This window comes from Methanothermococcus okinawensis IH1 (assembly GCF_000179575.2).
GTDB lineage: Archaea > AGJL01 > Methanococci > Methanococcales > Methanococcaceae > Methanofervidicoccus > Methanofervidicoccus okinawensis.
In genome coordinates, this window is the sequence record NC_015636.1 from 1,201,184 (window position 1) to 1,222,781 (window position 21,598).

At 28.2% G+C, this 21,598-nt stretch carries 17 protein-coding genes and 1 pseudogene; 4 read left to right on the forward strand and 14 right to left on the reverse strand.

Translation table 11 applies throughout. From position 1 onward, the window contains the following. Positions 1-114: 114 nt before the first annotated feature. Positions 115-1,386, forward strand: a complete 1,272-nt coding sequence (locus tag METOK_RS06030) for a UbiD family decarboxylase (protein WP_013867332.1) — start codon at positions 115-117, stop codon at positions 1,384-1,386. A gap of 99 nt (positions 1,387-1,485) precedes the next feature. Here the strand turns inward: METOK_RS06030 and rplJ are convergent, their stop codons facing one another. The 6 genes and pseudogenes from rplJ to METOK_RS06060 form a co-directional block, all read right to left on the reverse strand. Continuing rightward, on the reverse strand, positions 1,486-2,007 hold the full coding sequence (rplJ, locus tag METOK_RS06035; protein WP_013867333.1) for a 50S ribosomal protein L16: 522 nt from the start codon (positions 2,005-2,007) through the stop codon (positions 1,486-1,488). Between the two features lie 217 nt (positions 2,008-2,224). Continuing rightward, complete coding sequence (gene engB, locus METOK_RS06040) at positions 2,225-2,881, reverse strand: GTP-binding protein EngB (protein ID WP_013867334.1); 657 nt, start codon at positions 2,879-2,881, stop codon at positions 2,225-2,227. 573 nt (positions 2,882-3,454) lie between these two features. Then, a pseudogene (locus METOK_RS06045) lies at positions 3,455-4,693 on the reverse strand (glycoside hydrolase family 57 protein); the annotation flags it as partial. A 135-nt stretch (positions 4,694-4,828) separates the two neighbouring features. Next, on the reverse strand, positions 4,829-6,919 hold the full coding sequence (locus METOK_RS06050; protein ID WP_013867336.1) for a glycoside hydrolase family 15 protein: 2,091 nt from the start codon (positions 6,917-6,919) through the stop codon (positions 4,829-4,831). A gap of 54 nt (positions 6,920-6,973) precedes the next feature. Next, entirely contained in the window at positions 6,974-7,189 is a 216-nt protein-coding gene (locus METOK_RS06055; RefSeq protein WP_013867337.1) for a winged helix-turn-helix domain-containing protein, read from the reverse strand. A gap of 186 nt (positions 7,190-7,375) precedes the next feature. Next, complete coding sequence (locus METOK_RS06060; RefSeq protein ID WP_013867338.1) at positions 7,376-8,545, reverse strand: glycosyltransferase family 4 protein; 1,170 nt, start codon at positions 8,543-8,545, stop codon at positions 7,376-7,378. 193 nt (positions 8,546-8,738) lie between these two features. Between METOK_RS06060 and METOK_RS06065 the strand changes: the two genes are divergently transcribed. The 3 genes from METOK_RS06065 to pfkC all read left to right on the forward strand — a co-directional run bounded on the left by METOK_RS06065 (position 8,739) and on the right by pfkC (position 13,412). Next, on the forward strand, positions 8,739-10,310 hold the full coding sequence (locus METOK_RS06065; RefSeq protein WP_013867339.1) for a glycogen synthase: 1,572 nt from the start codon (positions 8,739-8,741) through the stop codon (positions 10,308-10,310). A gap of 194 nt (positions 10,311-10,504) precedes the next feature. Beyond that, positions 10,505-11,824 (forward strand): glucose-6-phosphate isomerase, encoded by a 1,320-nt coding sequence (gene pgi / locus METOK_RS06070; protein WP_013867340.1) that lies wholly within the window; start codon positions 10,505-10,507, stop codon positions 11,822-11,824. A gap of 163 nt (positions 11,825-11,987) precedes the next feature. After that, positions 11,988-13,412 carry an ADP-specific phosphofructokinase gene (gene pfkC, locus METOK_RS06075; RefSeq protein WP_013867341.1) on the forward strand — a complete coding sequence of 475 codons (1,425 nt, stop codon included), beginning with the start codon at positions 11,988-11,990 and terminating at the stop codon, positions 13,410-13,412. A gap of 35 nt (positions 13,413-13,447) precedes the next feature. Here pfkC and METOK_RS06080 read toward each other — a convergent pair whose 3' ends face one another. The 8 genes from METOK_RS06080 to rpe all read right to left on the reverse strand — a co-directional run bounded on the left by METOK_RS06080 (position 13,448) and on the right by rpe (position 21,546). Beyond that, positions 13,448-13,723, reverse strand: coding sequence for a signal recognition particle subunit SRP19/SEC65 family protein (locus METOK_RS06080; protein WP_013867342.1), 276 nt, complete (start codon positions 13,721-13,723; stop codon positions 13,448-13,450). Positions 13,724-13,886: 163 nt separating this feature from the next. Beyond that, positions 13,887-14,834, reverse strand: a complete 948-nt coding sequence (gene corA / locus METOK_RS06085; RefSeq protein WP_013867343.1) for a magnesium/cobalt transporter CorA — start codon at positions 14,832-14,834, stop codon at positions 13,887-13,889. Between the two features lie 185 nt (positions 14,835-15,019). Next, positions 15,020-16,177, reverse strand: a complete 1,158-nt coding sequence (locus tag METOK_RS06090) for a DUF373 family protein (RefSeq protein WP_013867344.1) — start codon at positions 16,175-16,177, stop codon at positions 15,020-15,022. Between the two features lie 268 nt (positions 16,178-16,445). Beyond that, on the reverse strand, positions 16,446-17,579 hold the full coding sequence (locus tag METOK_RS06095; RefSeq protein WP_013867345.1) for a hypothetical protein: 1,134 nt from the start codon (positions 17,577-17,579) through the stop codon (positions 16,446-16,448). Further along, on the reverse strand, positions 17,540-18,655 hold the full coding sequence (locus tag METOK_RS06100; RefSeq protein ID WP_013867346.1) for an oligosaccharide repeat unit polymerase family protein: 1,116 nt from the start codon (positions 18,653-18,655) through the stop codon (positions 17,540-17,542). Before METOK_RS06100 ends, METOK_RS06095 begins: the two co-directional genes overlap by 40 nt. Positions 18,656-18,704: 49 nt before the next feature. After that, the gene (locus METOK_RS06105; protein WP_013867347.1) at positions 18,705-19,499 is read right to left on the reverse strand and encodes a TrmB family transcriptional regulator sugar-binding domain-containing protein; all 795 of its coding nucleotides are present in this window, start codon (positions 19,497-19,499) and stop codon (positions 18,705-18,707) included. A gap of 162 nt (positions 19,500-19,661) precedes the next feature. Next, entirely contained in the window at positions 19,662-20,618 is a 957-nt protein-coding gene (locus METOK_RS06110) for a transketolase family protein (protein ID WP_013867348.1), read from the reverse strand. Positions 20,619-20,835: 217 nt separating this feature from the next. Continuing rightward, positions 20,836-21,546 (reverse strand): ribulose-phosphate 3-epimerase, encoded by a 711-nt coding sequence (gene rpe, locus METOK_RS06115; protein ID WP_048057919.1) that lies wholly within the window; start codon positions 21,544-21,546, stop codon positions 20,836-20,838. Between the last annotated feature and the right edge of the window lie 52 nt (positions 21,547-21,598).

Below are 21,598 nucleotides of genomic sequence, written 5' to 3' on the forward strand. Positions count from 1 at the left end.
AAATAAAAATAAAATAAAAATAAAAGAAAATAAATAAATTTACTGGTTTATATTGTTAATATTAATAGTATAATATTATATATTGATAATGATAAGTCAGATTTGGTGGATATTATGATTAAGGAATTGATTAATTCAATAGACAAAATTGAAATAGAATCAGCAGACAAAAAGTATGAGATAACAAAGATTTTAAAAAAATACGATGGAAAGCCCGTTTATATAAAAGATGTGAATGGCTATAAAGTTATAGGGAATCTTTGCAATAGGGAAACAATAGCAAGAAGTCTTGGAATAGATGTAAATGATTTAATGAATTATATGTTAAACGCCATGGATAATGAAAAAAATGGGGAATTGATAGTGGACAATAGTTTAAAGGAACAGTATATAAGTGATGATTTGGATAAAATAAATGAATATCCCATACCTATATACTATGAAAAAGATGCTGGACCTTATCTTACATCGGGGGTTGTAATAGTTAAGGATAAAGATTATGGGGTAAATGCTTCTATCCACAGAATATTGGTTAAGGATAACCATTTAGTAATTAGGATGGTAGAGCAGAGACATTTGCATTATATTTACAATAAAAATATTAAAGATGGGGATGTAGATGTGGCAGTAGTTATAGGAGCTCACCCAGCTGTGCTATTGGCAGCAGCAACCTCGGGAGATATAACATTTAATGAATTGAAATATGCCTCTGCGTTAATGAAAAAACCCTTAAAACTGGTTAAATGCGATACTGTGGATTTAGAAGTCCCTGCTGGTGAATATATTATTGAAGGAAAGATAACCTCAGAAATGGATGATGAAGGTCCTTTTGTGGATATTACTGGAACCTACGATACTGTTAGAAAGCAGCCTGTAATAAAAATAACTGCACTGAAAAGAAAAAAAGATGCCATATTCCACGCCTTACTTCCTGGTGGAGTTGAGCATAAGATTTTAATGGGATTACCTCAGGAGCCAAGAATGTATAGGGGTATTAGAAACACCATTCCATCGGTAAAAAATGTAGCATTAACAGAAGGTGGATGTTGCTGGCTACATGCTGTGGTTTCGATTGAAAAGAAAACCGAAGGAGATGGAAAAAATGCTATACTTGCAGCACTTGCCTCTCATCCAAGTTTAAAACATGTTGTAGTTGTAGATGACGATATAAACATCTATGACCCAAATGATGTGGAGTATGCCATAGCCACAAGAGCTCAGGCAGATAGGGATATAATTATTATAAAAGATGCAAAAGGTTCCTCATTAGACCCATCAGGAGACCATGAAAATAAATTAACAGCAAAAATGGGCATTGATGCTACAATAAGCTTAAAGAAAAATAGGGATGAATTTATTAGGGCTAAAATTCCTGATGATGAATAATTATAATAATATTTTAGAATAAAATTAAATTTTTAATAATTAAATTTTAAAAAAAGAAATAAAAAATTAAAAGAATAAAATAAAAAAATGCATAAATAATTAGTTTTTAACCAATTCTGCTCCTTTTCCTATTTCTATTTTACATTTTACAGGCATTTTCATAGCACATCTTCTTAAAGCTTCTTTAACATCATTTACTTTTTCAGGAGTTGTTGAAATTGTAATGATTTTTTGACCTTTTTTTACTCTTGCAGCTGTTCCGATAGGTTTTCCAAATGCCAATCTCATTCCATCGGAAATCCTGTCTGCTCCTGCTCCTGCTGCCATTTTGTTTTCTCTTAATATTTGGTGAGGATATACTCTTATCTGGAATTTATATCCTAATTTACCGCATTTGTTTTGTGTGTATTTGTTTCCTACAATCCTTGCGGATTCCAATGCATTATGTCTTATCTGGACATTATCTTTGGCTATTAAATGCACTTCTACTGGGAATTCAACACTAACATTACCCATTACATAATGAACAACTTTTGGTTGTGGAACTCCTCTTATGTATTTTTTTCTTGTATATGCTGGTTTATCTACATCTCTATAACATCTACCTGGTCTTAGTGCCATAATTATTCCTCCATCGTGTTTAATTTTATCTAATTTTATCTAATTTTGTTTTAATTATATAATATAATAAAATTATATTATTTTATATATATTTTCGCATTTTATAAAAATAATAGAATAGTTAAACCTCATTATGTTAAGGTGATATATAAAGTTTTTGTAAAAATGTGAATATGCTTAGCTTTTATTTATTAGTTTTTATTAGTTTTTATTATTTTTACTTTTTATTCCTTTTTATATATAAGCTCACATGATAATTTATTTTATAAAGGATATCTTTTAATCCTTCTCCATCTTTTAGAATTCCAATAACTACCATATCGAGCCACTGTCTCCAAGGTGCAGGATATCCAAATAATTCAACTATATCATCCAAATGTTCATCCCATAAATTCTTTTTTATCTTATCCATTTTATTTATTAAAATGATTGGATTTAATTTTAGTTCATTCAAAAAATCAAACATTTCAATATCTATAGGAATCTCATCCCGCTTATCCCATCTATCAACGATTTCTGGAAAAGCCTTAGCATCTATTAATATTATAGAACAGGCAATTTTTTCCTTATTATCCTCAATATACTTTACAATCTCATCCTTTATCTTATCTTGAACCTTATCATCAAGACCAGTCATAAATCCAAATCCTGGTAAATCTACCAATATATAATTTCCCATATCATATTTGTTTATCTTTAAGGTTACACCCGGTTTTTTTCCAACTCTAACATTTTTTTTAGTAATTAATCTTACAAGTGTGGATTTTCCAACATTGGAGCGTCCTACAACGATAACTTGAGGTTTTTCTTCAATATTTTTTGATTTAGCCATTTTTTTAAATTTTTCAAGATTCTTTTTAAATTCATCGTCCATAATTATCCTCTTAAATTTAGATTTATAAATTAATTTAATTTAAAAAATTAATAAAATGATAAGGAAAGTGCAATTAAAATATAAAATATAATTTGAAAAGTTTATATGGTTATTCATAAACCATTAGAAAATATATATTATTAAATTTATATATTTTATATTATTTATGAACTATTATATATATTTATGAACCGATTATAAATTCATCAAGATTATGTTTTTTTCCTTTTTAGGTTTATCATCCATATCTCTTTCTACTTTATCCGATTTTTCTTTTATTGTTGTATTTTTATTTAGTTCATTATTATTCTTGGAATTATTAGTAATCTTTGAGTTTAATAATACGAGCTCATGTATTAATTTATTATTTTCATCTTTCAGTTTTTGAATATCTTTATTTTTAATATTTAACTCATTTTCCAATGTGTTTAGTTTTTTCTTTAAATGCTCTATTTCATTTTTCTTTTCATAAAAATCGTTATTTTTACTATTACTATTATTACTACTATTACTATTATTAGTGTTATTATTTTCCTTCAATGATTTTATCTCCAAGTTTAAACTTTCAATTTTTTTAATATATTTATCTAAAATATGGCTAATAATTAAATGATTTTTGAAATCATAAAGAATATCCATATAAGCTGCATAGGCATCATAAGGGGTATTAAAATGGCTAAAATATGAATGCACATCCATATCATTAAATCCTTTTGTGCATTGGTAATAAAAATTATCGCTTGTTTGGAGATTTTTATATAATTTATATTCTATTATTTCATCGTCTTTGATACTTTCCCATTGTTTGCCATATTTTGATGAAAGATACCTTCCAAGGTATGGTCTAAGTCCTTTTAACCTTTCAAATGAAAGTTTTTGCATCCTATTACCTAACCATGCACTTACATCTCTTTCAGAGTCTGCCCATGATAATGTTGAAAATTCAAAGACATCTATTTCGCCTTTTGGTATGCATCTATTTAGTATTTCAGAAGGTTTTGCATATTCAAGGTTAGGATATTTCTCAATTTCATTGGGAAGATGTTTTAAAAACTCAAAAATTCCTGTTTCCTTCCATTGATGTTCTCCAAATGTTTCATAATCCACATATATATTTATGCAATCACCAGGGGAGCTCGCCAACCATGATGCATATTTATCAGCAGTTAGGGGATATTCTTTCCAGTCGGGACATGAAAACCTAAATCCAATATCATCGCTCAATCTATAATTTCTTAAAAGAACATTCAATCCACAGAGTGCCTTATATACATAATTTGGAGACCTCCAACCAAGTATTCTATCGGCACCCTCTGTAAATATTCCCTTAAATCCCATTTCTTTAACAGTTTCTGCTATTTTGTTATTATACATTAATTCGGTGTTTCTAAAAACCTCAGTTTTATATCCAAATAATTCTTTAATAAGATTCCTATGTCTTTCAATATCATCTTTAAACTCTTCATGATTTTCAAATAGACTTGAAAGTGAATGGTGGTATGTTTCACCTATAAGTTCAACATTTCCTGTTTTTACCAGTTCCTTAAATAAATCCAAAACCTCATCATTAAATTCCATAGCTTGTTCAAGAAATACTCCCGTAATACTGTATGCCACTTTAATGTCGTATTCATCTATTAAATCCAAAATTATTCTGTTTGCAGGGATATAACATTTATTTGCCACTCTGTTAAATATCTCCTTATTTAATTTAACATCAACATACCTATCCCATATATTATTGCTATGTTCATCAACAGCTTTTTTTAATCTATGGGGCTGATGAACCTCAAAATTAAATGAAATTAACATACTTTCCCCCTATTTCTATTATATTTATTAATAGATTTATATAACTTATAAGATATTTAGTATTATTTTTTTATTTTTTTTATTAAAAATTATTATTTCATTTATTTATTATTTTATTATTTTTTATTAATAATATTATGGAAGTAATATATCGTAGTCATTGTTATGGATTGCCATTATTACAAAGGCATGAGACCACCCAAGTGGAATTGCAGATATCGGAGCTCCTATATCTTTATGCACCTGTTCAGGAAATAGCCCATTATATTGGTGATTCTCCAATACCCAATCAAACAATTCGTTGCATTTTTCATTACAGTGTTTAATAAGGTCTTCTTTTGTAAGTATGTCCTTGTTTATATGTTTTATATTGAGGGATTTAATAAATTTATCTTCTTTTGTCTCCTTCTCATTGTTATTATTATTTTTAGTATTTTTAGTATATTTATTACTATTTTTATTACTATTTTTATTACTTTTGATATTTTCCGTAATCATATTCGTATTAATATTCATGCTCATACTTTCTATATCTTTTGATAACAATTTAATCAACTGTTTATAATACATGTATAACCACAAGGTTGTTATTATCCATGGATTGCCTCCAAAATATACATCCTCAGGATATCTTCCAATTCCACCTATTTTGTAATTAAATGCCTTTTCAATCTGCAATGCCGTTGCTATCATCCTTGGGTCGTCCGCTGGAACTAAATTATAAGGGAAGCTTAACCCCAATATGCTTGTATCTATGGTTTTATCAAGTGGATTTATAGATTTTGCAAATCTATTTTCTTCTTTTAAATAAAATAAATTATCAACGCTGTTTTTTAATGACTTGATAGCTGAGCTCCATAATTCGAAACAGTTTTCGTCATCATTGAATTTATATTCACATTCTTTTTCCAATATATCCATAATATTACAGGCAGATTTTAAACCGCCGTATGTTGCACCAACTGTATATGCAAATACACCATATTTTTCTTCCCATAAATCATAACATGGAGAAAGGTTCTTCGCAGTTTTTGCCAAATAATTTGCAGCTTTTTTTATCATATTCCAATGTCTTTTTAAGAATGTTTTATCATGGGTAATTCTATAATGAATAAGGGCTCCCCATATAGTGGTGCCAACTTGGTCATTTTGTATTGCAGTTAATCTTGGGTTTCCATTGATGTAATAATTTTGAATCCATGAACCATCGTTATTTTGGGTTTTTTTGCACCAATCAAAATATTTCTCACTCATGGCATATATTCCACATAAATCCAATGCAACAGCCATATAAGTTGCATCTCTATTCCATACATACCTATAATCAGGGTATAATGATGGTGAAGCTATTATGCCCCCTTTATGATTACATAGCATAAGGATTGTTAGTAAAGACCTTTTACATGTATCAATATATTTTCCATTTTTAATATTTATTGCAATATTTGTAGATATATGGGTAGCCATATCTTGAATAATGCCTTTCCAATATGTCAAAGAAAGGTTATATATATCCCTACTATTTTTATCAACCACCTTAAATACATCTATCAAATCCATAATTTTGTGGTAATCGTTATCGTATTGCTTTACAAGTATATATATTGGAATAACTGCCTTTTGGAATGGTTTTAGTTCAATATCCCAGCATAATGCACTATCTGTTATTAACCCCTTAGCAGTGTCCTGTTCTTTTAATATGCCGTTTTCAATATCGTTATAGGCACTACTTTCAGAAGACCTTATACCGCATTGATAGGATGATATTTTTTTTCCACTCCCTATGCAGAAAACATACTTTCCATCATATTTAATTAAACAATTCTTATTTTTTAAAAATTTCACTGTATTTTCCTTTGGGTATTCACCAATTCTTAAATTTTCATAAAAAAATAGCTTTAAATGTTTTTTTTCTTCTTCTTTTTTATTGGTGATAACTATTCTTCTAACCAATACATCATGGGATATGGACATATAATCCCTAAATACTATTATAAAGTCATCATCTTCATATATTGTTTTTAAAACATTTGTATCTTTTAAATATCCTTGACTAATTTTCCATGAATAATCCCAGTGCCATTTTAATTTGCCCTCGCAATATATTGCAAATGCAGAATCGAATATATGCTTTTCAAAACCCAAATGTGGAAAGAACATGTATTCAATAGACCCTGCATCATCCAATTTTGCAAGAGATTTCCCATTTCCTATAATTCCTACCATAGTATCACTTTATTGCTAAATATAATAAAAATGAAATAAAAAATAAAAATAAAATCATTTTTTTAACTTTATTATCCATTTCCTCCCGTCTTTCATAATAACCACATTATCTTCCCTTGCAAGCCATCCTATTGCCATAACAACAATGGTTTCATTATAGCCCTCTTTCCTAAGTAATTCTTTTAATTTTGAAATATTTCTTTCACCCTCTTCTAATATGTGATAAATTTTACCAGCGGCTTCACCTATTTTTAGCCATATATCTTCCATAATCCCACCTCATAATTAATATATAAATATAATGTAAAAAATCTTATATACCTATTTATTTCATTTCCCAATATTTTACTTATTTTATTTATTTTATTATATTTTAATTAATTTTATTATTATTAAAATTTATTTTTTATTATATTTTTATTATATATTAGTTCATATTATTTTTTATTTTTTTAATTAAATGGAGTTTATCACTTTATTGTATACATCAACTGTTCTATTCGCTACAACATCCCAACTGTATTTTGTATATACATCATGTTTTGCATTATTTACAATCCATTCCTTGAATCCTTCATCTGAAAGAACCTTATTAACACCCCATGCAATAGAATCTGGATTTTTAGGATATACCAAAACTCCATTATGCTCATGCTGTATAATTTCTTTTAATCCTCCAACACTACTTGCAACCACCGGAGCTCCGGCTGCCATAGCTTCAAGTGCTACAATTCCAAATGGTTCATAAACAGATGGAATAACAGCTACATCCGCAGATTTAAAAAGTTTTTTTAGCATATCTCCTCCTACAAATCCTAAAAATAGTATTTTATCCCTGCATCCAAGTTGAAATGCTAAATCCTCTAAATATCCCCTCATATCGCCAGAACCAGCTATTACTATCTTTGAATTTGGGTGCTGTTCAAGAATCTTAGGAGTGGCCCTTATTAAATATTCTACACCTTTCTGATAAACCAACCTTCCTACAAACAATATCATTTTTTCATAAGGCTGGATTCCAATATGAGCTCTGAACTCATTTTTTTCATTATCATCCATAGGTATATCAAATTCCCATGGATTTATTCCATTGTATATTACATTTACCTTATCCCAAGGGGTATTAAATGTTGAACAAATTTCCTCTTTTATGGAGTTGCTAACTGTAATAACGGCATGGGATTCATAGGTGCTCCACCATTCTATGTCATTTATAGCCCTTGAATCATCTGAGTAAATTCCTCCACATCTCCCCTGTTCTGTGCTATGAATGGATTGAATATATGGCTTGTTAAGGAGATGTTTTACACTACTACCCACAAAATGCGTCATCCAATCATGGCAATGTATTATGTCGTAATTATCTACACCTAATGAACCCAATTTTTTTTCCATGAAATGAGCCATAAATGTAGCCCATGTTAAAAAATTAGGATGCCCTATGGGTTTTACACGATGAACATTTACCCCATTAATATTTTCATATTCTGGGAGCTCATACCCTACGGTAATTACATCGACATCATGTCCAGCTCTAACAAGTGCCTCAGCAAGACCTTTACAATGAACAGATAATCCCCCCACCATAATCGGTGGATATTCCCATGTTATCATAGCTATTTTCATATTATCACTTAATTATTACTAATATTATTACTAATGGTTATATTTTTAATTTTAATACATTAATGCATTTTTAATATAATTCTTAACATATATTTTTATAGGATTAATACCATATATATTTTTGTATATGAAGATATATCCGCTATTATGATTATAATAATTATACATTAATTTGCGTTATAAAGGTGATATTTTGAAAGTGGCAATATTAACGCCTACCATAGCACCTTTGACATCTATTGGGGGCTTAGGGGATGTAATGCAGGATTTACCAAAATTTTTGAAATGCAGTGGAAACGAAGTAATAGTTATAACTTATGACCATAGTAATAAGGTTTCTAATATCCCTCATGAAAAAATAGCCACACTAAATATAACTTACCAGGGGTCAAATTTTGAATTTAATGTTTTAAAAACAAAACATCCGCTTACAGGCGTAGATATAATAGCATTTAGCAACAAAAACTTTAATGAATTAGATGAATGGGACCCTATAAAATACGATATTTTTGCAGATTTAGTGGTGGCATATTTTGATAAATTTGGTAAGGTAGATTGTATTTCAGGTCATGACTGGCCTTGTGGTCTTGCAATTGCGAAATGTCATGAAAAACTCGATTTACCAACCACAATCACAATACATAATGAAGCATTTAAAGGTCCTATAAAAGAATATAAGGGGCTTGTCATGTCTTTTTTAGAGTTGGGTATCTACTTCAGTGATGCGTTTAATACTGTAAGCCCCACTCATGCAGAAGAAATAAAATCAATAGAATTCATAAGAGAACAAAGTAATATAAAGCCATTTCATGGGATATTAAATGGTATAGATTTTGAAATATTTAATTCAAGCAATATGATAAAGCGAATGATATCATTATCTGATAATAAATTAGACCCGCGAAAATATGCATTTACCTGTGATTACGGCATGAATGATGCCAATATAGTAAAACCTAAGATAAAATATGCATGGTTTTACAACTCTGAAAATTTAAAAAAGTATATCGAAGATTGGAACAATATGGATAAAAGTAAAATTTCTGGAACAGATGTTGAAATATATGGGGATATAAAAGGCGGCGATATAACTACTCCATTAATAGGATTTGTTGCACGTGCCACATATCAAAAAGGATTTGATGTAATATTTGAGGCATTTCCTGAGTTATTTGAAGAACATGATTTAAGATTGGTGATGCTTTCAAAAGGTGAGAAATATATAGAAGATGGCATGAAAGATTTAGCTGAAAGATACGATGGTAAGGTTATCTCATTGGTAGGGTATTGCCCTCCATTAACATCCCTTATTTATACGGGAAGTGATTGGACAATGGTGCCATCAGTTTGGGAACCCTGTGGTTTAACTCAGATGGAATCTATGGCATACTGCACACCAGTAATAGCCCGGGAAGTTGGAGGTTTGGCAGATACTATCATATCTTTAAATCCAGACCCATTAGCTAACCCTAACTTTGACAAAGCAACTGGGGTTTTATTTAAGTATTATGATAAATATGGCTTAAAATGGGGAATAGAACATGCTTTAAACTGGACATTTTACAGACTAAAAGATATATGTTTATTTACAACTTACAAACATGTTAATTGTCCAGAAAGTCCTTATGAAAAAGATAGTCCTTTAACGGTATTAATGAAAAACTGTCACAACCATGTTTATAAAAATCTAAGCTGGCAAAATAACGGCAGTGCAGATAAATACAAGGCATTATACGGTGGAGCAATATATCATCATTATTTCTAATTTTTAATTCATTTTATTATTAACTTTTATCATATAATATATGATTAAATATAAAAATAATAATACCTAATAATAATATATAAAATAAAAAAAATATAAATAAAAAATAGATAAGAAAGAGATAAAAAATAATTACTAAACTAATATTATGTAATTCAAAAGTAAAATAAGTATAATTATTATAGAGGGGAATGATGAAAGGCAAATGTTTATTTAACTATACAAATGCTATGGAAAAAACAATAGGTAATGATGGGGTATTATCAACAGACATTGAACATATAAAAAATGAAATAGAAGAATCATATAATCGATTATTTAAGAAATATGAAAATAAAGAATTAGGGTTTATGGATTTGATATATCAAAAGGATTTGACTACATATAACGAGTTAAAAAAATATTCAAAAGATTTTGAATATATTATTATTATAGGAATGGGCGGTTCTATTTTAGGAGCTCAGATGGTGTATGAAGCCATCAAAGGAATTTATTACAATGAACATACTACCAATAAAAAAGTTTATTTTTTAGATAATTCCGACCCAGAAAAAACATTCGAAGTTCTTAATTTAGTTGATTTGGAAAAAACGCTTGTATTTGCAATAAGCAAATCTGGAAATACTGCTGAAACAATTGCGAATTTTTTAATTGTTAGAGATAGGCTGAAGAATAATATCAAAAATTATGTTAAAAATATAGTGATAGTTGCCAACGACGGAATGCTACGGGAAATGGCAGAGAAAGAGGGTTATATGCTTTTTGATGTTCCTAAAAATGTAGGTGGGAGATTTTCAGTGCTATCCGCTGTTGGATTGGCTCCCCTTTCATGTATGGGAATAAATATTGAGATGTTATTAAATGGAGCAAGGGATATGGATAAATTATGTAAAAACAAGGATATTTTTAAAAATCCTGCCCTTATGAATGCTGTAATCCATTATATACTATACAATAAGGGCAAAACAGTTGCTGTTCTCATGCCATATATTGAAAGATTGCATAAATTTGGTATGTGGTATAGGCAGTTATGGGGAGAAAGCCTTGGAAAAGATGGAAAGGGACAAACTCCTGTTGTATCTGTTGGAGCAAAAGACCAACATTCTCAACTTCAACTTTATTTGGAAGGTCCAAAGGATAAAATAATTACATTTTTAAGGGTAAATAAATTTAAAAATGATTTAATTATTAAAAATTCAAATTATTTAAGTGGTCATAATTTATCGGAGCTCCTACTTTCAGAACAGGAGGGCACCGAGGCTTCATTAACTTCAAGAAATGTCCCAAATGTATCTATTGTAATCGACGAATTAAATGAATACACCCTTGGGAAACTTATATATCTGTATGAGATGCAAACTGCATTTATGGGTGAGCTCCTAAAAATAAATGCATTCAACCAACCTGCTGTTGAAGATGGCAAAAGAATAACCCGTGAGTTGTTAAGAGGTAAATCTATCGAAGAATTAACTGGTTTTAAATCTTATGATAAAAATTATATTATTGAGATGTAGAATATAAGATTAATGAAATAATATTTTAGTTATAAATTAATAACATATATAAAAAGTAAAAATGTAGCAATAACAAAAAATAAAAAATTATTATATTAAAAACTAAAAATTTTTTAACTTTTAAATCTTTAAATTTTTTATCTTTTTTAAAATGGTGGGATATATGGATAAAAATAATAAACATTTAGAGGAGCTCTATAATAAATGTATTAATCATCTTAATAATTTTTCAAATATGGGTGTTTTTTTGGCATATAATGTCAATGTAGATGCCATAAAATTCTTTAAAGATGGGCAACAGGTGCAGGAGCTCATTAACCTATTTGATGAAAATGAGATTATCAATACAATTAATAAATATCCAAGAATAATAAATAATCCATTGGATTTCATTGCACGGTTGATTTATTCCATGAAAACTGGAAAACCATCAGAAGTTCCCATTTCAGAAGATAAATCATTAAATGAATGGTTTGATGGATTAAAATATGATGAAGAGAGAATGGGAGGACAGGTTGGGATTATATCCAATCTTTTATCAATTTTGAATTTAAAACGAGTAATAGCATATACCCCAATTTTGTCAAAGAAACAGGCAGAAATGTTTGTAAATAGGGAAAATTTACTTTACCCATCTGTTATAGATGGAAATTTAGTTTTAAAAAAACCCATTGAATCGTATAAAAAGAACGACCCTTTAAAGATAAATAGGATTTTTGAATATGATGCCAATATTGAATTTTACCTTGGGGATGAAAAAATAACAACTCCACAGGCCAATAGATTTATTGCAGCTTCAAGACCCGATGCATTGAGATTTGAGATAAAAGAAGAATTAAAAGAAAAACTACCTGAAATAGGAGAAATTATTGACTGTGCAATACTTTCAGGATATCAAGGCATAAAAGAAAAATATAGCGATGGAAAAACCGATGAATATTATTTTAAAAAGGCAGAAGAGGATATAAAACTTTTAAAAGAAAATAATAAAAATTTAAAAATTCATTTAGAATTTGCATCTATTCAGAGTATAAATCTTAGAAGAAAGATTGCAGATAAAATAATTCCAAATGTTAATTGCTTAGGCATGGATGATACAGAAATTGCAAATATTATACATGTTATGGGATATGACGAGCTCAGCAAAAAGATTATTAAAAATAGTATGGTTGAAGATGTTGTCAAAGCTTCAAAAATTCTATTGGATAAATATGATAATTTAGAGCTCGTGCAGACCCATACGATGTATTATATTATGTGTTTATGTAGAAAGGATAATCCATTATCTGAAAAAGACCTTGAAAAAACCTTGGAATTTGCCACTATTCTTGCATCTACTAAGGCAAAACTTGGAGATATATCAAAGATTGAGGATATTAAAGAGGGTATCCTTATTCCCTATAATAAATATGGCAATATATTATATTCAATCGTAGATGATTTAAAAAATGATGAAACCTATAAAAATTATAAAATTGCATTGGTGCCATCAAGATTGGTTAAAAATCCAAAATCTACGGTAGGATTAGGCGATACAATATCATCAGGTGCTTTTATTGGTTATGTATCATTGTTAAAGAATGGATGATGAATATTTAACTTATCTTCCCCGTATTATTAATTTTAATTTAAATACCTACAAATTTTTTTAATTAAACCCAATTTTGAAATATTATTTTCATCATCAATATTTACTTTAATATAGCCGGATATTTCCCAATGCTCCTTTGGATAAGATTTATTTTTTACGATTTCGGCAGAATATCCCATTTTTTTTAATGCATTAAATATATTTTTTAATTTTGGATTTTTAACCCCTAATTCTTTCGGCACTTTTCGTCCCTCTTTTCTGCTTTTTTCAACATCTATATATACAGGCCAGATGATTATTTCTTTCATGATATCACATTTCAATATATTTTTTATTATCTTAGTTTAAGTTATTTTACTTTTATTAACATTAAATATTTTAATTTTTATTTTATATCTTATTTTTATTTTTTATTTAATTTATATTTTTATATTTTATTTTTTATTTAACTTTTATTCCTTAAATTAATTATTATTTTATCCATTTTTCCTTTAAAAACACATATAACAGTATTAAAATTATAATGGCTGAAATTCCCATAACAATCCAAAATCCATAAGGATTATTCAATAAAGGCATATATTTAAAATTCATACCATAAATACCTGTTATCCAAACAGGAACTGCAAATAAAGTGGTAACCATAGTTAGAACTTTCATAATCTGGTTCATTCTTATATTTTCAAGAGATAAGCTCATATCCATCATTGAAACGAGCAATTCCCTATATGTAGTTTCCATATCTATTAACTGCAATGTATCGTAGTAAAGGTCTTCAATATGTTCCCTATCATCCTGTGTGGTGATTGGAAGATATTTTCTTTTTAAAATAGAAAGAACATCTTTATTGGACACCAAAGCCTTATGGAAATATACAAGTGTTTTTCTGAGTTGAAGAATCTCCCCCGTTATATTGTTTTGGTCTTGTAGAAGATTACTTTCTAACTTATCCAATTCATCCTCTAAATTAAGAATAATTTTTGAATAACTTAAAGTAATTTGGTTTAATAAATTATATAAAAAAAACCCTTTTCCTCTATCAAGTAGAATTTTTGGTTTTTTGGTTTTTAAAAGATTGTATATCTTACCTATGGATTTTATTTTATCGATATGGAGGGTTAAAATAATATTATCTTTTATATAGATTCCAAAAGAGGTAGTTGTAATATCTTCCTCAAACAGTGGTGCTTTATAAATTATTAAATAATATTCATCCTCTTCTTCGACCCTTGGAACTTCCTGTTCATCCAATCCTACCTTTAATTCCTCTATTTCAATATCTATTTTTTTGGATAATTGTAGGAGCTCATCATCGGATGGAGCATAACAATCTATCCAAATTAATGAATATTCTTCACTTAGCTCATTTAGAGTTATTTTTTTTAAATCATTATTGATATATCCCAATATTTTTAACATATTCTCCCAAAACCATTATTTTAATATATTTTAAAGTATTCCAATGTATTTTAGTATATCTCTTAGTATAACTTATGCTTCTTTAAAATATTAGTATTTTAGTGTCTATTTTAATATTTTACTTTAATATTTTATTTTTATTTTATTTATTTTAATTTTAGTGGTTTATAATTATTACTCTATTATTATTCTTTTTCTTTATAAAACAATATCGAAGACAGTATAATAAGAATGGCAATATATATCACTACATAAGCAATAACTACTGTAAATAAAGCATTTCCATTTAAGAATTTTGAAAATTCAAATAACATTTCTCTTGTGATAAATATAACTATTATTTTAAAGAAAAATCTCTTTAATAATGATAATATCTCTTTATTTGTATATATTATATCATCTATAAAATGAACTGTAATGTATATCAAAAGACCAAGTGTCAATGGATTGGCAAAATTGTAAATAAAAATCCCAATGGCATTAATAAAATTTAGATGGTAAGAGGCGTTGTAAGAATATATAATTCCCACAACAACAATTAATACGCTTATAATATTCCCTATTGGCGCGAGTTTTCCAAATTCAAGTCCTTTTTTACCTTCACTAAATGATTTTTTTAATGCACGGGTTAATCCAGAACCTTCTGAAAGAATATATAAGCCGACCATTCCCATGATTATTCTCCACCCTAAATCTGCAAATATGGCATAAATAACCATGGCAAAACCAACGGATGTAAAGATGAAAGGAACATATTGAGACATGGTTTTTTTGAGGAATTCTTGAATTAAATAATAGGTAGATTCTAAGGATTCATTTTGTTTTACAATAATTCTCTTTTTCCACACAAATGCATCTTTATTTTCTAAATATTTTAATACCATCTCATCTTCTCGCCCATCCGATACAAGATATATAAAATCTGGTTCATACAAATACATTAAAAAATCAAGCTGTTCCTTTATTCTTCTTGCACATTCCTCAGATTCTACATCTTTATGTCCAGATATTATGGCGAGCTCTACATCTTTTCCTTCTTTTTTCAATTCATCGTAGAATTTTATACCCCCAAGTATTGAATTTACATCGGTATCTCCGGGGTCCGATAATCCCAATTTTATAGCAGAGTTTATAGAATCCGCCCTACCTAAAATTGGTGTTTTGATATTTGCCTTTCTGCCTAAGTCATCGTCCATATCTGGAACAATAACAAGATATTTATTGTTTTTTTCCATTGGACTATAATCTTTGGTTTGAAAATCTTTACTATTATTATTAATATTAACATTATTAACAACATTATTAACAGCGTTATTCATATTATTATCTGCATGAGATACCATAACTACCACAGAGTTTTACTATTTTTCATAATTATTATAATGATTAATTATAAATGATTAATTAAAATTATAAGAAATAACAATACATAATTTAAAATATGGTAATATATAATTAAATATTGATTAAAATAAAGTAAATTAAATCAAGATAAGAAATATATATGATATATATTTATAATAATTTTTGCTTCTTTGAATATAAAATATATTTTAAGTAATATATATTTAATTTTTTAAATTTTTATTATTATTTTTATTACCTTTATTTTTATTCTTTATTATATTTAGTCAATCTTATGTTTATATACAATAATAATGCAACTATGACCCATATTCCGTAATTTAACCCAACTTCACAGTAAGATAACAGTATCGAAGCATAAATTGCATATAATTTTTTATCCCCTTCATATATGAATTTTGAGAATAATCCTAAAACCACAGCTATCAAAACACCAAAATATCCAAAATCAAGATATGATGTTCCAAACATGGTTGTTGTAAGGTTATGGTGGTAATTGTACAATATATCTCCAATACTATTTTGACCATTGGGTGTAAATAGTATCTGTCCGTAGGTGTGGATATTAGAATTTATTATTTTTAGGAATATCGTTAAATCGAGATGAGCTCTGTAACATAAAATTTCAATAGCGTGAATTTTCCAGTGCTGATTTGATGTCAATAATACAATCTCTCCAACAACGCTCAAAAGTATTAAGGCAACAAATCCATAAATTAAAAGATGCTTAAAAGAGGCTTTTTTATAAATTACATAAGATACAAATAGCATTAATATACTTCCTTTATATCCAAAAAGTGTTAATATTATAAGAGAAATTATAAAGTATATCTTATTTTCTATTCCAGCATATATTAAAGCCCCAGTGGATATCAATCTTAAAGGTTCTGAGCAGGAGCTCATCCTTATGTTGTAATCAAATAATGGTATTCCACCGTATATTAAAATTACCAGTATAAAAGAAATTACCCCAATACCAAAGATTGCATCAACAAATAATTTTTTATTATATAATTTTGTATAGAGCTCTACAACTACAAAAATAAATGCCAAGTATATAATAGACAGTAGTAATGAATGGCTAACTTCATAAGCTCCGTAAATTACGGTTAGAGACAATATAAAAGATGAAATATATAAAAATAAAATATACGATGATTTTTTATTAAGATTAAGTTGCACTGGAAAAATAAACGGCAATGAAAAACCTAAAATAAAAATAAATAAAACCCCTAAAATTTTAAGTAGTGAATATGTCCCAATATCTCCCAAATATGGCAATGCCAATACAAAAATTATCAAATGACCAAATACAACAATAGAAATAGGATGGAATAAGTTTATCTTTTTAATATTCTCAATAATATCACATATATGCATAATACCAACCCAAAGAAATAGTAAAGAATAACATCTAAATCTAAAATACCTGTTTCAATACCCACCAACAAATAGGATACTAAGATACTATAAACTCCCAAATAGATGCCTTTTAAACTTTCAGAGATTTTATAAAATATGCCTAAAAATATGCCCAAAATACCAAAATATGGAATTATTCCAATAGTTCCATAATCTCCAATTACAGCTCCAAAAATCGTTGGAGTTATTGTGGCTCCATATACGCCTATGTTATTTGCAATAACTGTTCTTGGACCAGGTGATAATCCTAAATAGGAATAAACTGCACAATAATGTAGAAGTCCCCCAAACATTCCATTAAAATTCTTGACTATAATATCAAAAATACTCATGGTTAAATCTACTCTTGAAAATATTGGATTTCCACCACTACCCAATACATAAAGCCTTAATATTGACATGAAAAGAAGTATTAAAAATATTCCAAATGCCGAATAAATTAGCTCCTTTGTTTTTATTCTGTTGGAATAATACATTACAAACAATATGGATAAAAACAATATCATAACATTTGTTCTATACCCCAAAAGCATGATAAGTCCTGAAAAAATAATGGAATATAAAATAATCTTTACCCTATCCAAAGATAGATTTGAAGCTACTACTATTGCCCAGCCTAAAAGTAAAAGATGGGATAAAGCAGTAAATGGCACATTTAAAAACCTTCTTGAAGTGGGGTCAAAAAGCGGAATATCCCTAACCCATAAAATATCAAAAAATATGAATAATATACCTATAAACATTAATAATATCCCAAATTTATAATGTTTTGAATAGTTTGGCTTATATGGTTTTTTTAAATTAAATATACTGGAATATTTGGAAATATCGTCTAAATTTAAGATGTAATATAACCTTTCGCCAACAATAAATGAAATATAAAAGAAAATTGCACTAAATAAAGCTAAAAAACCTGAATAATAGGATACACTGGACGCTAAAATATAAAAAGAAGTAATTAGCAAAAATAAATGATGGGCTTTAATTTTTTCATACTTAGGCATATTTTTTAAATAGGTTTTTAGGAGCTCCATATCAATTCCTTATATTTAATGTTTTATTAATAATATACTCATTTATTATTTATTTTAGAGGTATAATCATTGAATTATTGTGATATGTAGTTATGTTTTTAGGTATGTTATTAATTGTCTCATTTACAATTAAATATACTGTTATTTGCGAAGTGATGATGTTATGAGGTTTTATAAGGTTATCTAACATATTTAATGTATCCACATCCAATTTCCCTGTTAAAAATAAACCATTTTCAACAAAATTAATTGATAACTTATTATTTCTATTATTTAAATCCAAATGCAGGTTATTTTTAATATTTTGCTGTTCTGATGGCGTAAAGGTTTTTGAATCTACTGCAAGAGAACCACCGATGTAAGTATCAAGTATCGTTAAATTGTTATGCTTATAAGGTTTTTCTGAATCTTTTATTTTTTTATTGATTTCTTCAAATGAGTTTCCATTAATTGGATTTAGAGAATATGTAATTATTGAATTACCTAATGGCTTTAAAATTATCTTTTTGGCAGCAATATCCTCTTTATATGCCATTTCCCCTCCAATTGTAATAGGTTGGTTTTTATATATTGCATAAAGGGTTCCACCATGAGCTCCGGTAATCAATACAGTATCGTTAAATTCTTCCTTAGAAGAAGACCATTTTCCTTCCACATAAGCATATAATGGAAAATTTTTATTTAGTATTTTCTCAGAAATCCATGCACATTTATACATTTGGTCTCCATCAAATTCGTAGTTATCATTTTCACTATTGGATTTTAAAAATTTATATATCAGAGCTCCGGAGGTAATCAATATAGCGAGTATGACCAAAATTTCAAGAATCCCTATTTTTCTCATATATATCACTAAAAATAAAGTAAATATTGTTATTTATTGTTTTATTATTAGCTATTATTTATCCAAATGTAATATATATTACATCTATATTACATCAACAATAATATCTTAATTATTTTTTACTTATTTTTAATTTTTATTTATTTTTTATTATTTGCAGTTTTATTGCTTAGTATATTCTTTCATTATTCTTTTAGCCACATTTTCGCCATCAAGTTTGTAATATTTTAAAAGTTCCTCGGCTTTTCCAGAAATTCCAAATTCATCGTTTATGCCAATTCTTAAAAGTTTTTTATTTAATCCATATGTTGCTATAACCTCAGATATTGCACCACCTAAACCGCCTATAATATTGTGGTCTTCAAGTGAAACTATAAAATCATTGGAGTTTTTTATGGCATCTTCATCAATCGGCTTTATAGTGGGCATAGATATTACTTCCGCATTTATTCCATTTTCTTTTAATATTTTCGATGCCTTTATGGCTTCTGGAACTAACTCCCCCGTGGCTATGATTGTTAAATCATTTCCTTCTTTTAATAATCTTGCCTTTCCAAATTCAAATTTAGCATCCTCTTCACTACTAAATATGGTTTTGGTATTTCCTCTCGGCATTCTGACATAAACGGGTCCGTTATATTCGGCACACCATCTTATTACATTTTTTGTTTCGTAGTAATCACTTGGAGCTATCACTTTCATGTTTGGTATTGCCCTCATTATGGCGATATCTTCTGTCATTTGATGTGTAGCTCCATCTTCTCCCACGGTTATACCGCTATGGGTTGCAACAATCTTTACATTTAATCCTGCATAAGATATGGTGTTTCTTATTTGTTCCCATGCCCTTCCACTTGCAAACATGGCAAATGTTGAGGCAAATACTATTTTTCCAGTTCTTGCAAGTCCTCCTGCCACGCCCATCATGTTCTGTTCTGCAATACCTGCATTAAAAAATCTATTGGGGTATTCTTTTGCAAACATACCTGTTTTTGTTGAGCCAGATAAATCTGCATCAAGAACAACCAAATTTGGATATTTTCTTCCCAATTCAACCAATGTTTCTCCATAGGCATTTCTCATAGCTTTCTTTTCTCCAAGTTTAATTTTATATTCCATAGTTTCACCGTTAAATAATTTATATCGATAAATAATTATTATTAATAACAATAGGTAATAATAGTAATAATTATAATAATTATAATATTACACTAACAGTATTGTAGATAGTTAAATAAAAAATTATAGTTCAAGACGGAACTTTATATACTTCTGGTGAATTACTCATAACAATAACTATGTAAATAACGATTATTTCAACACTTAATGAGAAATATTATTGAATTAATATTTCATTGGTTGATATTATTATGTCGAGAACTATAAATTTATTTTTAAATTTCGCAGACTCTCTCAAAATCTTAACAGCCTCTTCAATATTTTCCTTATTATAAATTGCAGATGCTGCAATAAGCACATCGGCACCAGCTTCAACAACCTTTGGAGCAGTTTCTGAATTTATGCCGCCATCAACCAAAATTTTCGTATTATATCCCTCTTTAAGAATTATATTTTTTAATCTATCTATCTTTTTTAGCATAGGATTAATAAATTTTTGACCAGAAAACCCTGGTTCAACAGTCATTATAAGGACGCCACATAAATCTTCTAAAATATATTCGATGGTATCAATTGGTGTTGAAGGATTTAATGCTACTATTGGTTCAGCACCTTTATCTTTTATTAATTTTATAGTTCTAAATGGAAATTTACATGTTTCTATATGAAATGTAATCATATCGGCATCATCTGCAAGTATTGGGATAAATAAGTCGGGATTTTCTACCATTAAATGAACATCTGTTGGTAGTCCAGTTATATTTTTTATATATTTTGAAATACCAATACCCATACTTAGATTTGGAACAAAATGCCCATCCATCATATCTATATGGATAAAATCCACGCCTGCTTTTTCTACTTTTTTTACCTCTTTTTCAAGATGGCCATAATTTGCCGATAATATGGATGCTCCTATTTTTACCATAATTACGCCTTTTTTATTCTTTCTTTCATGTTTATTCTTTTGTTTATTCATT